Below are 15,636 nucleotides of genomic sequence, written 5' to 3' on the forward strand. Positions count from 1 at the left end.
GCGCAAGCATTATGGAGCAGCACGACGACAACAGGCGGGCAGCTGAGCATGGGGGCGTCTCCCTCGGCCGGCCGTACCAGGGGCAGGCTCGGCCGCCCGCTACGCGCGAGGCTCGGCCGCCCGCTACGCGCGAGGCTCGGCCGCCCGCTACGCGCGAGGCTCGGCCGCCCGCTACGCGCGCCGGAAGCGCTTCGGCCAGTGCGGACGTTTGACGGCCTGGTCGCCGATCTCGACGAGCGGTACACCGGAGACGAACGGCACCCTGGTGACAACGAGGCCGGACACGCCGAAGGGCCGGCGCAAGGGGGGGTGTGCGCTGGCCCTTCGGTGAACGGCTTCCTGGTCACTTCCCGTGACCTGCTTGCGAAGGCGCAGCGGGGGTGTTTTCCAGGCGGCCGTCCGGACCGGAACGTCGCGCGCCCCGGGGGGTCTGGGGCGGGCGACCGTCCGATCGGTGAGGATATCCGGAGCCGGAGGCCCCGGTTGTGTGCGCGAGGCACGACCAGGTCGAAGCTGGGGAGGCCCCGGCCTGTCACCCACAGTCCCCTGTGGGCGGGGTGTATCTCTCATCTGGGTAGAACCTACGGCAGCCGATGGTCCCGCGACAGCAGGAATCGCGTCCCGACATGCACCTCGCACACCTTCTTCACACGCTCTGCCGCTCGCCCCGTCAGACGTGCGGCAGGGCGGCTCAGATGCGCGCGAAGGCCTGCTCGATGATGTCGAGGCCCTCGTTGAGGAGGTCCTCGCCGATGACCAGCGGGGGCAGGAAGCGGAGCACGTTGCCGTAGGTGCCACAGGTCAGGACCAGCAGGCCCTCCTGGTGGCAGGCCTTGGCGAGCGCGGCCGTCGCCTCCGGGTTCGGCTCCTTGGTGGCGCGGTCCTTGACCAGCTCGATGGCGATCATGGCGCCGCGGCCGCGGACGTCGCCGATGATGTCGAACTTTTCGGCCATGGCGGTCAGGCGCGGCTTCATGATGGCCTCGATGTTCTTCGCCTTGGCGTTGAGGTCGAGTTCCTTCATCGTCTCGATCGCGCCGATCGCACCGGCGCAGGCGACCGGGTTGCCGCCGTAGGTGCCGCCCAGGCCGCCCGCGTGCGCGGCGTCCATGATCTCGGCGCGGCCGGTGACGGCGGCCAGCGGGAGGCCACCGGCGATGCCCTTCGCCGTCGTGATCAGGTCGGGGACGATGCCCTCGTCCTCGCACGCGAACCACTGGCCGGTGCGGCAGAAGCCGGACTGGATCTCGTCGGCGACGAAGACGATGCCGTTGTCGGCGGCGAACTGGCGGATCGCGGGCAGAAAGCCCTTGGCCGGCTCGATGAAGCCGCCCTCGCCGAGCACCGGCTCGATGATGATCGCGGCCACGTTGTCCGGGCCGACCTGCTTGGTGATCTGGTCGATGGCCATCTTGGCGGCCTCGGGGCCCGCGTTCTCCGGGCCGGTCGGCCAGCGGTAGGCGTAGGCCACCGGCACGCGGTAGACCTCGGGGGCGAAGGGGCCGAAGCCGTGCTTGTACGGCATGTTCTTCGCCGTCAGCGCCATGGTGAGGTTCGTCCGGCCGTGGTAGCCGTGGTCGAAGACCACGACGGCCTGCCGCTTGGTGTACGCGCGGGCGATCTTGACGGCGTTCTCGACGGCCTCGGCGCCGCTGTTGAACAGGGCGGACTTCTTGGCGTGGTCACCCGGCGTGAGCTCGGCCAGCGCCTCGGCGACGGCCACGTAGCCCTCGTAGGGGGTGACCATGAAACAGGTGTGGGTGAAGTCCTGCAGCTGGGCGGAGGCCCGGCGGACGACGGCCTCGGCGGAGGCGCCGACCGAGGTCACGGCGATGCCGGAGCCGAAGTCGATGAGGCGGTTGCCGTCGACGTCCTCGATGATGCCGCCGCCGGCGCGCGTGGTGAACACGGGCAGCACGGAGCCCACGCCCTGCGCGACCGCGGCGGTACGGCGGGCCTGCAGCTCCTGCGACTTCGGGCCGGGGATGGCGGTGACGACGCGGCGCTCCTGCGGAAGTGCGGTCATGGGGGCTCCCTGATGATCTTGCGTACCGGACGGTCCGGCGTGCTCGGCACCGGCGGACCGGCCTGTTCCGGTGGGTGGGCGTTTTCGGACGCTTGCTTTCTTTTCTCGCAGGCTAGGGCGGTAGGAGGAGGGTGGGCATGCTCCATGTGGGCGTTGTCGGCGACTCCCATTGTCCGTCGTGGATATAGAAGAGGTGCGGGCGGAAGAGGGAGGTGCGCGGACGGATTGCCGCGCGCCTTGCCGCGCAATCGGTGAACTCCCCTTGCCCGGGCGTTAGATTGATTCGCTGATGGTGGACGGAACGGCTGGTCAGGGGGCAAGGGCGATGGACGACGGGACGCAGGACGCGCGGGGTACGCATGCGAATCCTGTGCCGCGTCCGGCGGTGCCGCGGGACGCTCCCGCGATGCCGCCGCGGCCGGCCAGGCCCCCGGGCGTGCCGGGATTCGAACAGTCCTCGCACACCTCGGGAGCGCCGGGGTCCGAGCAGCCCCCGCGGCAGCGGTCGGCCGTGGCCGACTGGCTCGACGAACCCCGCCCTGCCGCCGGGCCCGGCATCTGGCGCTTCGGCTACCGCCCGCCCAAGGGCGCGCAGACGCCGGACCGGCTCCCGCCGATCACGATCGTCGGCCTGCTCATCCCGCTGGCCGTGGCGCTCGTCGTGTGGTCGCTGTGGCGCCAGGGCAGCATGCCGTACCAGTGGGCCGTGCTGAAGCTGTTCACGCCGGACGACTGGTGGTGGGGCGGCACCGTGTCCCCCAAGGGGATGCAGGGACGCGAGGCCGTCGTGGTCTACGACGGCGTCTTCTTCGCCGTGCTCGTCTATGCCGTCGGTCACCTCGGCAGCTGGCCCGACGTCGTCCGCCACTTCGTCGGCCGCCGCCCGCAGCCCGCGCGGGCCCTGCTCGCCGCCGCGGGCGCCCTCGTCGCGCTCAGCCTCGTCTTCCCGAAGGCCTTCCCGGGCGTCGGCTGGGACGCGCTGCCGGTGGTCGACCCGGTCTTCTCCCTGATCGTCCTGATCTCGGGCGGCTACGACCTGTTCACCTCGCAGCTGTTCACCGACGGTCTGTACACGCTCATCACTCTGCTCGTGCTGTGGCCCTTCGCCCGGGTCGGCGGCTGGTGGGCGTACGCGAAGGACCTCGCGGCGCGCCGTCGGGCGGCGGCGGACCCCACCGCGGCACCGGCCGTGGACCTGCCGCGGTCCCAGTGGCCCGAGCTCCGGCACGCGGGCCGGCACGAGGCGGCCGACCTGCTGACCGCCGAAGTGGCCGGCGGCCGGATGAACGACGTGGACTGCGCCCGCGTGGAGCGCGTCTGGGCTCAGGCCTGGAGGGAGGCGCGTCTCGACGCCTTCACGGACACCGTGCTCCGGCAGGGCGCCGCGGCCTGGACCCACCCGTCCGGGGCCCGGGACCTGCCCGGCCGCACCGCACGGCACGACCTGCTGGAGGGGCAGGTGCGCATCGGGCGATGGGTGCCGGGGGAACGGGCCCCGCGGGCCTACCACGGCGCCGGCGCGGCCGTCGACCCGGACGTCCTCGGCACCTCGCTCCTCCTGGTGGGGCCGCCCGGCTCCGGCAAGACCCGGCACGTCCTCGAGCCGGTCACCGAGGCGCTCGCGCTGCAGGCGCTCACCGGACGCTGCGCGGTCGTCGCCGTCTGTGCCGCCGGGACTCCGCTCGGCCCGGACTCGGCGTACGACGTCGTGGTCAAGGTCGGGGACCCCGCCTCCGTCCACGACCTGGATCCGTACGCGGAGGCCGACGACCCGGACGAGGCCGCCGCCTTCCTCGCCGAGGCCCTGGTCGGGGACCTCGACACCGTCGGCAACCAGAGCGCCGCCACCGCGCTCGCCCAGCTGCTCGGCCCCTACCGGGCGGTGCACGGTCACTTCCCGCCGCTGCCGGTGCTGCGGGAGCTCCTGGAGGGCAAGCCGTCGGCGCTGTCGTCCCTGCGGGCGGCGCTGTCGGACGACGTGCACGCCGTGATGCGCCGCGAACTCGACGCCCGGATGCGGCAGATCGGCACCGCGGCCGACGTCGGCCCGGCGCTCGCAGACCGGCTCGCGCTGCTGGACCGGCCGGTCTTCGCCGAGTTCTTCGGCGCCGGCACGACGAGCCGGCCCTTCTCGCTGCGCGCCGTGGCCCACCATCCGCTGCGGGTCCGCATCGACCTGCCCGAGCGCGGGCACGAAGAGGCGTCCCGGCTGATCACCCGGCTGGTCCTGGCGCAGTTCCACACCGTCGTACGGGACGGGCGGCGCCCCCACTTCGCCTGCCTGGTCCTCGACGACGCCACCGGGACCGTCACCACCGAGTCGGTGCGTCGCATCCAGCGCCTGCGCTCCCAGAACGCCGGGGTCGTCCTCGCGCTGCGCACGATCGCCGACGTGCCCGAGGCGCTGCACGGCCCGCTGCTCGGGGCCGTCGGGTGTCGCATGGCGCTCTCCGGCGTCACGACCTGGGACGGCAGCCGGTTCGCGCATGCCTGGGGCACCGAGTGGGTGGAGACGCGCGAGGTGGCCAAGCACACCGTCTTCGCCGACCAGCCGATGACCCGGGCCCTGCACGCCCTGCGCAAACTGGTCACCGGAAAGGCCGTGACCACGGACGCGGTGACCATCAAGCAGGTCGAGCGGGAGCGCTGGTCCGCCTCCGAGCTGGCCCACGAGGTGCCGCCGGGGCACGCGGTGCTGTCCCTGACGAACGTGCGGGGCGAGCACGCGCCGCCGCTGCTGGTGGATCTGCGCGGCTGAAACGCTCGCTGGGCGCCGGGCATCTGGACCTACGGTCACACAGCGACCGTACGGTGAGGCAGAATCGGCATAGGTCGTTCATACGTGGCGGCCAAAAGATCACAATGATCACCCGATCTCCGCAGACCTGAAGGCCTCATGCCCCCGACGCTCGCCTCGCTCGTCCACCACTCCGCGCTCAAACTGACCGTGCGCGCGGGCGAGGACCGCCTGGACGTGCCCGTCCGCTGGGCGCACGCCAGCGAGCTCGCCGACCCCGTGCCGTACATGGAGGGCGGGGAGCTGCTGCTGATCACCGCGCTCAAGCTGGACGCGGAGGACCCGGAGGCCATGCGCCGCTATGTGAAGCGGCTGGTCGGGGCGGGAGTCGTCGGGCTCGGCTTCGCCGTCGGCGTCAACTACGACGAGATCCCCAAGGCACTGGTCGACGCGGCGGAGGAGGAGGGGCTGCCGCTGCTGGAGGTGCCCCGCCGCACGCCCTTCCTCGCCATCAGCAAGGCGGTGTCCGCCGCGATCGCCGCCGACCAGTACCGGGCGGTCACGGCGGGCTTCGCCGCCCAGCGGGAGCTGACCAAGCAGGCCCTGAACGCCGGACCGGAGGGGCTGCTCGCCGCGCTCGCGGCGCAGGTCGACGGATGGGCGGCCCTGTACGACGCCTCGGGCGCCGTGGTCGCGACCGCACCCGAGTGGGCGGGGCGACGGGCCGCCCGGCTCACGGCGGACGTCGAGCGGCTGCGGGACCGGCCCGCGCCCGCGAGCGCGGTGGTCGGCGTTCCCGAGACCGAGGACCGCGTCGAACTGCACTCCATCGGCACCGGACGGCGCCCGCGCGCCGCGCTCGCCGTCGGCACGGCCGCGACCCTCGGCACGGCCGAGCGGTACGCCGTCCACTCTGCCATCGCCCTGCTGACGCTCACCACGGAACGCTCCCGCTCCCTGCACGCCGCCGAGCAGCGGGTCAGCGCGGCCGTGCTGCGCATGCTGCTCGCCGGGCAGCCGGACCACGCCCGGGCCGTCGCCGGGGACCTGTACGGCGGCCTGCTCGACGCGCCCTTCCGGATGATCGTCGCCGAGTCGGCCTCCGCGTCGGCCGCGCGGGCGCACGCCGACGCCCACGCGCGCGTGCCGGTCTCCGCCGCCCTCGGCTCCGCCCGAGCCGGGGCGTCCTCATCGCCCTCGGCCGCCGTGCTGGCCGCCGCCGACACCGGTGGCGATCCGCTCGCGGGACTCGCCGAGGTCGTGGAGTCGGCGGCGGCGCGCTCCGGGGAGGCCGTGCTGGTCGTGCCCGAGGGGGAGCGGCTGGTGGTGCTGGCCGCGGACGGGGGCGCGGCCGTCGCGGCGTGCGGGGAGTACGCGGCGGCGCTGGAGGCCGCGCGGGCCGCGACCGTACGGGAACAGGCGGGTGGCGGCGACGAGGACGAGCTGGTCGTGGGGCTGTCGGCACCGGCCGGTCCCATCGCGGCGGCCGCCGCGTACAAACAGGCCGAGCAGGCGCTGTCGGTGGCGCGGCGGCGGGGCCGGGTGTTCGTGGAGCACGACCAGGTGGCGTCCGGGTCGGTGCTGCCGCTGCTGGCCGACGACGCGGTGCGGGCGTTCGCCGACGGGCTGCTGCGGGCGTTGTACGAGCACGACGCCACGGGCCGGGGGGATCTGGTGGCTTCCCTGCGTGCCTGGCTGTCCCGGCACGGGCAGTGGGACGCGGCCGCCGCCGACCTCGGCGTGCACCGGCACACGCTCCGGTACCGCATGCGGCGGGTCGAGGAGATCCTCGGCCGCTCCCTGGACGATCCGGACGTGCGGATGGAGCTGTGGCTGGCGCTGAAGGCGACGTCGGCCGAGTAGGAGCATCCGGCCAGGTAGGCCATTTCGGCGTGTCTCCCGCCTCCACTGCTACGACTCGGACAAACGACCCCCGGCCACCCCCGGCCTACCGTGGACCACGCAAGCCAAGACCACCCACCCCCAACGCGGAAGGGCCGGGACTCGTACATGCCAAAGGAAAACATGGCAGCCACCCACGCCTTCTGGCTCGCCGGCCGCCAGGTCACCGGCGAGGACACCTTCGACGTCACCTCCCCGTGGGACGGGCGGCTGGTCGGCAGGGTCAGCGTGCCGACCGACGCCCAGGTCGAGGAGGCCGTGGCCGCCGCGTACGCCGTGCGGGACGAGTTCGCCGCCACCCCGGCGCACGTGCGTGCCGCCGCCCTCGACCACGTCAGCAAGCGGCTGGTCGAGCGCACCGAGGAGATCGCGCAGCTCATCTCCGCCGAGAACGGCAAGCCGATCAAGTGGGCCCGGGGCGAGGTCGGCCGTGCCGTCTCGGTGTTCCGGTTCGCCGCCGAGGAGGCCCGGCGGTTCAACGGCGGCGAGGCCCAGCGCCTCGACACCGACGCCGGCGGCCAGGGGCGCCTCGCCTTCACCCGCCGCTTCCCCAAGGGCGTCGTCCTCGGCATCGCGCCCTTCAACTTCCCGCTGAACCTGTGCGCCCACAAGGTGGCCCCGGCCATCGCCGCCGGCGCGCCGATCATCCTGAAGCCGGCGCCCGCCACGCCGCTGTCCGGGCTCGTCATCGGTGAGCTGCTGGCCGAGACGGAACTCCCGGCCGGTTCCTGGAGCATCCTGCCGGTCTCCAACGACCGCATGCCCGCCCTCGTCCAGGACGAGCGGTTGCCGGTCATCTCCTTCACCGGTTCCGAGAAGGTCGGCTACGCGATCATGGACTCGGTGCCGCGCAAGCACTGCACCCTGGAGCTGGGCGGCAACGGGGCGGCCGTCGTCCTCGCCGACTACGCGAGCGACGAGGACCTCGACTGGGCCGCGACCCGCATCGCCACCTTCTCCAACTACCAGGGCGGCCAGTCCTGCATTTCGGTGCAGCGCGTGATCGCCGACGCGTCGGTGTACGACCGGCTGCTGCCGCGCATCGTCGCCGCCGTCGAGGCGCAGGTCACCGGCGACCCGTCCGACGACAAGACCGACGTCGGCCCGCTGGTCAGCGAGGACGCGGCCAAGCGCGTCGAGGCGTGGGTGCAGGAGGCCGTCGAGGCCGGGGCCACCCTGCTCACCGGTGGCAAGCGCGACGGCGCCTCCTACGCGCCGACCGTCCTCACCGACGTCCCGGCCGACGTGACGATCTCCTGCGAGGAGGTCTTCGGGCCCGTCCTCACCGTGCAGAAGGTGGACGGGGAGGCGGAGGCGTTCGCCGCCGTCAACGACTCCAAGTACGGCCTCCAGGCAGGCGTGTTCACCCACGACCTGCAGGCCGCCTTCCGCGCCCACCGCGCCCTCGAGGTCGGCGGCGTGGTCATCGGCGACGTCCCGTCCTACCGCGCCGACCAGATGCCGTACGGCGGTGTCAAGCAGTCCGGTGTGGGCCGCGAGGGCGTGAAGTTCGCGATGGAGGACTACACCTACGAGCGCGTCCTCGTCCTGACCGGTCTCGCTCTCTGACCCGTCACCTGGAGACCACGGCCGGAGCCCGCTGTGCGGGGGCTCCGGCCGTCGTCGCGTCCCAGAACTCGAGGGCCGACAAGGTGATGCCGAAGGCGAGCCTTGCCGTCGCGCCGGGGGCGAGCGTGATGCGGCGGTGGGCGGCCAGTTCGCGGCGCGGGCGCGGGACCGACGGCGTCACGGCCTGGGTGTAGAGCTGCTTGTCGGCGGTGACGTCCCCGGTGTTGGTGACCGTGAGGGAGACGTGCACCGCGTCCCCCTCGACCCGGGCGGTCGGGTCGCCGTACGCGAAGGACGCATACGACAGGCCGTGCCCGAAGGGGAAGAGGGGGTGCCCTCGAAGTAGAGGTAGGTCTGGCGGCTGCCGATGATGTCGTAGTCGGGCAGGTCGGGCAGGTCGGGCAGGTCGGGCAGGTCGGGCAGGTCGGGCAGGTCGGGCAGGTCGGGCAGGTCGGCGTCGTCCGCGTACCAGGTCTGCGGGAGACGGCCCGCGGGGGAGACGTCGCCGGCCAGCACCCGGGCCAGGGCGGTGCCCGCGGCCTGGCCGCCGTGCGCGCAATCCACAGGACTGCCCTCAGGGGCGCCGGGTCGACCGCGTACGGGTACCCGAGACCAGCACGAGCGCCGTGTTCGGGTTGGCGGCACGGGCGGCGCGCAGCAGCCGCTCCTGGTGGTCGGGCAGCCGCAGGGTCGTACGGTCCTCGGTCTCACGGCCGTTGATGTGCGGGTCGTTGCCCGCGACCACCAGGACTACGTCGGCCCGCGCGGCCGCCCGGGCGACCGCGTCCTCGCCGCGCTCGGAGACGACCGGCTCGAAGACGTCCCCGCCGTCCTCCTCCTCGGCAACCTTCACGCCGTCGGCGGCGACAGAGACGTGGCGACCCGTCCCGATGTGCCGCAGGAGGTGACCGTTACCGTGGGGTTCGAGGCGGAACGTCTCCTGCACGACGCAGCCTCCGGGCTGGTCGGCCGAGGTGCGGACGTGACCGTCGTCGGCCACCGACAGGTAGCGGCCGTCCGGCGCGCGCAGCGTCAGGACGCCCCCGCCCCAGTCGATCAGGGCGAGTTCGGTGCCGGTGGCGTCGGTGGTCAGCGGGGGCAGGTCGGTGCGGCCGGCCAGCAGGGCGGGGTCCAACGCGCCCTCGGCGCCGCGCACTTCCTCGGCGGCGCCCTCGACGGACGGCACGTGGAGGAAGGTGCCGTCACCAGTGCGCAGCCGTACCCGGTCCACCCCCTCGGCGAACTCCACTCGCTCGGCGCCGAACCGCTCGTACAGGCCCTCCAGCGGAGTGGACCGGTGCAGGAGCGTGCCGCTGTACCAGTCGAGCTTGCACTCGTCGGCGAGCAGACCGACGACGGCGATGCGGGTGTCGTTCACGAGCGGCAGCAGGCCGTCGTTCTTCAGCAGCACGACCGCCTGCTCGGCGGCCTCCTGGGCGAGCGCGCGGTGCGCCGGGTTGTCCAAGTCCTCGGTGCCCTCGTGGGGGTCGTCCTGCGGGTCGAACTCGCCGAGCCGGAAGCGGACCGAGAGCTGCCGGCGGACGGCGGTGTCGATGCCGGCTTCGGTCAACAGGCCCTGGCGGAGGGCGCGCCACGACTCGCCGAGCCGCTGGGCGGCGTACCGGCGGCGCATCGCCCGGATGGCCGCCCACACGCCGGCTCCGACCAGGCCGCCCACCACCGGCACGTCCTGTCCGTCGGCGTCCAGGGCCGCGGCGAGCGGGACGCCGATCCCGCAGGTGTCGGTGAGTACCGCGAGCGGCCGGTACCAGTGGGCCGTGCCGTCACCCGTTCGGACCCTGGGTATGGCACGGCCCGGATTGGGCAGTGCCGGCCGTCTCCTTCCGCCTCGGCGTAGCGAATCGTTTCCCCTGTTGTCCCCGCCGTTGTTGTCCCCGCCGTCCCCGCCGTTCCTGTCGCTCTCGTCGCCCCGGTGGCGTCCCCGGACGTTTCCGCCCCCGGCTCCCCGGCGGATTCCGACACGCCGACATCCCGCATGTGCCCCCAGCCATACGTCGCGGTCACAGGCCCATCCGCCTCTCGTCGATCCCCACCGAACGGATGTGCCCAAGTGGTGGAGTCCACGACTGGCCTTCACGTCACCCTCACGTGATGCTGGGTGCAACCACGTCGATACAGACGGTGAACTGCGAGCGTCCGTGCGCGAGGGGTGGTGAGCCCGCCCGGTATCGGGTACATACGATCCAGTAGCACCGGTCAGTAACGTACCGCCCCCAAGTTCCCTATTCGCGGCGAGGTGAGCCTCATGTCCGCACCAACCACCAAGAAACCCACTGTCACCGAGCGTGAGGCCCGCCAGGTGGCGGAGGCCGCCCGGGAGCAGGACTGGCGCAAGCCCAGCTTCGCCAAGGAGCTGTTCCTCGGCCGCTTCCGGCTCGATCTGATCCACCCGCACCCGCTCCCGGCCGACGACGACGCCCAGCGGGGCGAGGAGTTCCTCGCCAAGCTGCGCGACTTCTGCGAGACGAAGATCGATTCCGCCCGGATCGAACGCGACGCGCGGATCCCGGACGACGTCATCACCGGGCTGAAGGAGCTCGGCGCCCTCGGCATGAAGATCGACACCAAGTACGGCGGCCTCGGCCTGACCCAGGTCTACTACAACAAGGCCCTCGCTCTGGCCGGCTCCGCGAGCCCCGCGATCGGCGCCCTGCTGTCCGCCCATCAGTCGATCGGCGTACCGCAACCCCTGAAAATGTTCGGCACCCAGGAGCAGAAGGACACCTTCCTGCCGCGCTGCGCCCGCACCGACATCTCGGCGTTCCTGCTGACCGAGCCGGACGTGGGCTCCGACCCGGCGCGCCTGGCGACCTCGGCGGTCCCGGACGGCGACGACTACGTCCTCGACGGGGTCAAGCTGTGGACGACCAACGGGGTGGTGGCCGACCTCCTCGTCGTCATGGCGCGCGTGCCGAAGTCCGAGGGCCACCGGGGCGGCATCACGGCCTTCGTCGTGGAGGCCGCCTCCGAGGGCGTCACGGTGGAGAACCGCAACGCCTTCATGGGCCTGCGCGGCATCGAGAACGGTGTCACCCGCTTCCACCAGGTCCGCGTCCCGGCCGCCAACCGCATCGGCGAGGAGGGTCAGGGCCTGAAGATCGCCCTGACCACCCTGAACACCGGCCGGCTGTCCCTGCCCGCCATGTGTGTCGGCGCGGGCAAGTGGTGCCTGAAGATCGCCCGCGAGTGGTCCGCAGCCCGGGAGCAATGGGGCAAACCGGTCGCCCTGCACGAGGCGGTCGGATCGAAGATCGCGTTCATCGCGGCCACGACGTTCGCCCTGGAGGCCGTCCTCGACCTGTCCTCGCAGATGGCCGACGAGAACCGCAACGACATCCGCATCGAGGCCGCACTCGCCAAGCTCTACGGCTCCGAGATGGCCTGGAAGATGGCCGACGAACTGGTCCAGATCCGCGGCGGCCGCGGCTTCGAGACCGCCGAGTCCCTCGCCGCCCGCGGCGAACGCGCGGTCCCCGCCGAGCAGATCCTGCGCGACCTGCGCATCAACCGCATCTTCGAGGGCTCCACCGAGATCATGCACCTGCTGATCGCCCGCGAGGCGGTCGACGCCCACCTGTCGGTCGCCGGCGCCCTCATCGACCCCGACAAGTCCCTGTCGGACAAGGCGAAGGCGGGCGCCAACGCCGGTGTCTTCTACGCCAAGTGGCTGCCGAGGCTGGTCGCGGGACCGGGCCAACTCCCGCGCTCGTACGCCGAGTTCCACCCGGCAGGCCATGTCGACCTCTCCCCGCACCTGCGCTACGTCGAGCGCCACGCCCGCAAGCTCGCCCGCTCCACCTTCTACGCCATGTCCCGCTGGCAGGGCCGGATGGAGACCAAGCAGGTCTTCCTCGGCCGGATCGTCGACATCGGCGCGGAGCTGTTCGCGATGAGCGCGGTCTGTGTACGGGCCGAACTCCTGCGCAGCCAGGGCGACCACGGGCGCGAGGCGTATCAACTCGCCGACGCCTTCTGCCGCCAGGCCCGCATCCGCGTGGCGGAACTCTTCGACCGGTTGTGGACCAACACCGACGACCTCGACCGCAAGGTCGTCAAGGGGGTCCTCGGCGGTGCCTACGAGTGGCTGGAGCAGGGGATCATCGATCCCTCGGGCGACGGCCCGTGGATCGCGGACGCGACCTCCGGACCGTCACAGCGGGAGAACGTGCACCGGCCGATCAGGTAGCTGCCGGCCGGCAGAGCAGTACCTCTCGCCAGGACGCGTCGCCCGGATCCCGCGTCGTCCAGGAGGAGCAGTCGACCGGTGGCGGCTGCGGTACCTGTTCGGCGCGGTGTCCGGGGCGTGTTCGGCGCGGTGTCCGGGGCGCGGCCGCGTGCACCTTGACGGTCCTGCGCGCGCCCGTCTTCACGCTTCACGCCGGCTTCACAAAGGACGAATTGACCCCTGTCGGAGGCCGGTCACCGCCACGGCACCCACCGAGGGACGACGCGCTGTCCTCCCGCGCAGCCGTTGCGGCAACAATGGAGGGATGAGCGACAGTCCAGCCCCTCTCGCCGACCCGCACCTCGTCTTCGACCCCGTCGCCGGTGACGGACCCAAGGACGTGGTGGTCCTCGGCTCCACCGGGTCCATCGGCACCCAGGCCATCGACCTCGTGCTGCGCAACCCGGACCGCTTCCGCGTCACCGGACTCTCCGCCAACGGCGGACGGGTCGGCCTCCTCGCCGAGCAGGCGTACCGGCTCCGCGCCCGGACCGTCGCGGTCGCCCGCGAGGACGTCGTACCGGCGCTGCGCGAGGCGCTCTCCGCGCAGTACGGGACGACGGAGCCGCTCCCCGAGATCCTCGCCGGCCCGGACGCGGCCACCCAGCTCGCCGCCTCCGACTGCCACACCGTCCTCAACGGCATCACCGGCTCCATCGGCCTCGCCCCGACCCTCGCCGCCCTCGAAGCGGGCCGCACCCTCGCGCTCGCCAACAAGGAGTCGCTCATCGTCGGCGGCCCGCTGGTCAAGGCGCTCGCCAAGCCCGGTCAGATCATCCCCGTCGACTCCGAGCACGCCGCCCTCTTTCAGGCCCTCGCCGCCGGCACCCGCGCCGACGTCCGCAAACTCGTCGTCACCGCCTCCGGCGGCCCCTTCCGCGGCCGGACGAAGGAGGAACTGGCGAACGTCACCGTCGAGGACGCCCTCGCCCACCCCACCTGGGCCATGGGCCCGGTGATCACGATCAACTCCGCCACCCTCGTCAACAAGGGTCTGGAGGTCATCGAGGCCCACCTGCTGTACGACATTCCCTTCGACCGCATTGAGGTCGTCGTGCATCCGCAGTCGTATGTCCACTCGATGGTTGAATTCACCGACGGATCCACACTCGCCCAGGCGACGCCCCCCGACATGCGCGGGCCCATCGCCATCGGCCTCGGCTGGCCCGAACGCGTTCCCGACGCGGCGCCCGCCTTCGACTGGAGCACCGCGTCGACCTGGGAGTTCTTCCCCCTCGACAACGACGCCTTCCCCTCGGTCGGCCTCGCCCGGCACGTGGGCCGGCTCGCCGGAACCGCCCCGGCCGTGTTCAATGCGGCCAACGAGGAGTGCGTCGACGCGTTCCTGAGCGGGGCACTGCCGTTCAACGGGATCATGGAGACCGTGACACGAGTGGTCGAGGAGCACGGCACACCCCGCACGGGAACCTCGCTCACCGTGCCGGACGTCCTCGAAGCGGAGACCTGGGCCCGTGCCCGGGCCCGCGAACTGACAGCGCAGACGGCGACCGCGGAGGCGCGTGCATGACGACCCTGATGATGATCCTCGGCATAGTCGTCTTCGCGGTCGGCCTGCTGGTCTCCATCGCGTGGCACGAGCTGGGGCATCTGTCCACCGCCAAGCTCTTCGGCATCCGCGTGCCGCAGTACATGGTCGGCTTCGGCCCGACCATCTGGTCGCGGAAGAAGGGCGAGACCGAGTACGGCTTCAAGGCCATCCCGTTCGGCGGCTACATCCGCATGATCGGCATGTTCCCGCCCGGACCCGACGGCCGTCTCGAGGCGCGCTCCACCTCGCCCTGGCGGGGCATGATCGAGGACGCCCGGTCGGCGGCCTTCGAGGAGCTCAGGCCGGGAGACGAGACGCGCCTGTTCTACACGCGCGCCCCGTGGAAGCGGGTCATCGTGATGTTCGCGGGCCCCTTCATGAACCTGATCCTCGCGGTGGCGCTGTTCCTCACCGTGCTGATGGGCTTCGGCATCTCGCAGCAGACCACGACCGTCAGCTCGGTCTCCCAGTGCGTCATCGCACAGAGCGAGAACCGCGACAGCTGCAAGAAGACCGATGCCCCCTCCCCGGCCGCGGCCGCGGGCCTGAAGGCGGGCGACAAGATCGTCTCCTTCAACGGGGTCAGGACCGACAACTGGAACCAGCTGTCCGACCTCATCCGCGCCACCCCCGGCAAGGAGGTGCCGATCGTCGTCGAGCGCAAGGGTCAGGACGTCACCCTGCACGCAAAGATCGCCACCAACCAGGTCGCCAAGAAGGACTCCCACGGCCAGATCGTCCAGGGCCAGTACGTCAGCGCCGGCTTCCTCGGCTTCAGCGCCGCCACCGGCATCGTGCGCCAAAACTTCGGCGAGTCCCTGACCTGGATGGGCGACCGCATCGGCGAGGCCGTCGACTCCATTGCGAGCCTGCCCGGCAAGATCCCGGCCCTGTGGAACGCGGCCTTCGACGGTGCCCCCCGCCAGCCCGACTCCCCGATGGGCGTGGTCGGCGCGGCCCGCGTCGGCGGTGAGATCTTCACCCTCAACATCCCGCCCACCCAGCAACTGGCCATGGCCCTGATGCTGGTCGCCGGCTTCAACCTCTCCCTGTTCCTGTTCAACATGCTCCCGCTGCTCCCGCTCGACGGCGGGCACATCGCGGGCGCCCTGTGGGAGTCGCTGCGCCGGCACGTGGCGAAGGTCCTGCGCCGCCCGGACCCGGGCCCGTTCGACGTGGCGAAGCTGATGCCGGTGGCGTACGTGGTGGCGGGGATCTTCATCTGCTTCACCTTGCTGGTCCTGGTCGCGGACGTCGTCAACCCGGTGAGAATCTCGTAGCCACGCGGCGTTCGCGGCGGCCGGGCAGGCTTCCTGCCCGGCCGCTTCCCATTGAGTGGGTTTGACGGGTGGGATGTGCTCGGGCAACCACCGGTGCCGTAATCTCGAAGCCTGGAGCCCGCCGCTGACGGGACCGGACCTTGATCCACGACTTGGGGTTGCACAGCAGATGACTGCGATTTCTCTCGGCATGCCGTCCGTTCCGACCAAGCTCGCCGAGCGCCGGAAGAGCCGGCAGATCCAGGTCGGATCCGTGGCGGTGGGCGGGGACGCGCCGGTGTCGGTGCAGTCGATGACGACGACGCGGACCTCGGACGTCGGCGCGAC

The 15,636-nt window shown here is 72.1% G+C and carries 8 protein-coding genes and 2 pseudogenes; 7 read left to right on the forward strand and 3 right to left on the reverse strand.

Annotated features, from left to right (window positions below; translation table 11 throughout):
• Window positions 1-394: 394 nt before the first annotated feature.
• Window positions 395-570 (reverse strand): annotated as a pseudogene (locus ABZV31_RS35755) (phosphoesterase); the annotation flags it as partial.
• A gap of 121 nt (window positions 571-691) precedes the next feature.
• Window positions 692-2,026: a 4-aminobutyrate--2-oxoglutarate transaminase gene (gene gabT / locus ABZV31_RS35760; RefSeq protein WP_355901016.1), complete on the reverse strand. Its 1,335-nt coding sequence runs from the start codon at window positions 2,024-2,026 to the stop codon at window positions 692-694.
• A gap of 325 nt (window positions 2,027-2,351) precedes the next feature.
• On the opposite strand from gabT, the gene ABZV31_RS35765 reads away from it, so the two are divergent.
• The 3 genes from ABZV31_RS35765 (at window position 2,352) to ABZV31_RS35775 (ending at window position 8,234) form a co-directional block, all read left to right on the forward strand.
• Window positions 2,352-4,784: an ATP/GTP-binding protein gene (locus ABZV31_RS35765; RefSeq protein WP_355901017.1), complete on the forward strand. Its 2,433-nt coding sequence runs from the start codon at window positions 2,352-2,354 to the stop codon at window positions 4,782-4,784.
• 138 nt (window positions 4,785-4,922) lie between these two features.
• Window positions 4,923-6,626 (forward strand): PucR family transcriptional regulator, encoded by a 1,704-nt coding sequence (locus tag ABZV31_RS35770; protein WP_355901018.1) that lies wholly within the window; start codon window positions 4,923-4,925, stop codon window positions 6,624-6,626.
• A 162-nt stretch (window positions 6,627-6,788) separates the two neighbouring features.
• Window positions 6,789-8,234 (forward strand): aldehyde dehydrogenase family protein, encoded by a 1,446-nt coding sequence (locus ABZV31_RS35775; RefSeq protein ID WP_355901019.1) that lies wholly within the window; start codon window positions 6,789-6,791, stop codon window positions 8,232-8,234.
• 58 nt (window positions 8,235-8,292) lie between these two features.
• Here the strand turns inward: ABZV31_RS35775 and ABZV31_RS35780 are convergent.
• A pseudogene (locus ABZV31_RS35780) lies at window positions 8,293-9,822 on the reverse strand (glycoside hydrolase family 3 C-terminal domain-containing protein); the annotation flags it as partial.
• Between the two features lie 678 nt (window positions 9,823-10,500).
• Between ABZV31_RS35780 and ABZV31_RS35785 the strand changes: the two are divergent.
• The 4 genes from ABZV31_RS35785 to ABZV31_RS35800 all read left to right on the forward strand — a co-directional run.
• Entirely contained in the window at window positions 10,501-12,441 is a 1,941-nt protein-coding gene (locus ABZV31_RS35785) for an acyl-CoA dehydrogenase family protein (protein WP_355901020.1), read from the forward strand.
• A 304-nt stretch (window positions 12,442-12,745) separates the two neighbouring features.
• Complete coding sequence (gene dxr / locus ABZV31_RS35790) at window positions 12,746-14,008, forward strand: 1-deoxy-D-xylulose-5-phosphate reductoisomerase (RefSeq protein ID WP_355901021.1); 1,263 nt, start codon at window positions 12,746-12,748, stop codon at window positions 14,006-14,008.
• Window positions 14,009-14,016: 8 nt separating this feature from the next.
• On the forward strand, window positions 14,017-15,309 hold the full coding sequence (locus ABZV31_RS35795) for a site-2 protease family protein (protein WP_355901022.1): 1,293 nt from the start codon (window positions 14,017-14,019) through the stop codon (window positions 15,307-15,309).
• A gap of 169 nt (window positions 15,310-15,478) precedes the next feature.
• On the forward strand, window positions 15,479-15,636 hold a 158-nt coding region (locus ABZV31_RS35800; RefSeq protein WP_355901023.1), incomplete at its 3' end, for a flavodoxin-dependent (E)-4-hydroxy-3-methylbut-2-enyl-diphosphate synthase.

It is taken from the genome of Streptomyces sp. NPDC005202 (genome assembly GCF_040608235.1).
GTDB lineage: Bacteria > Actinomycetota > Actinomycetes > Streptomycetales > Streptomycetaceae > Streptomyces.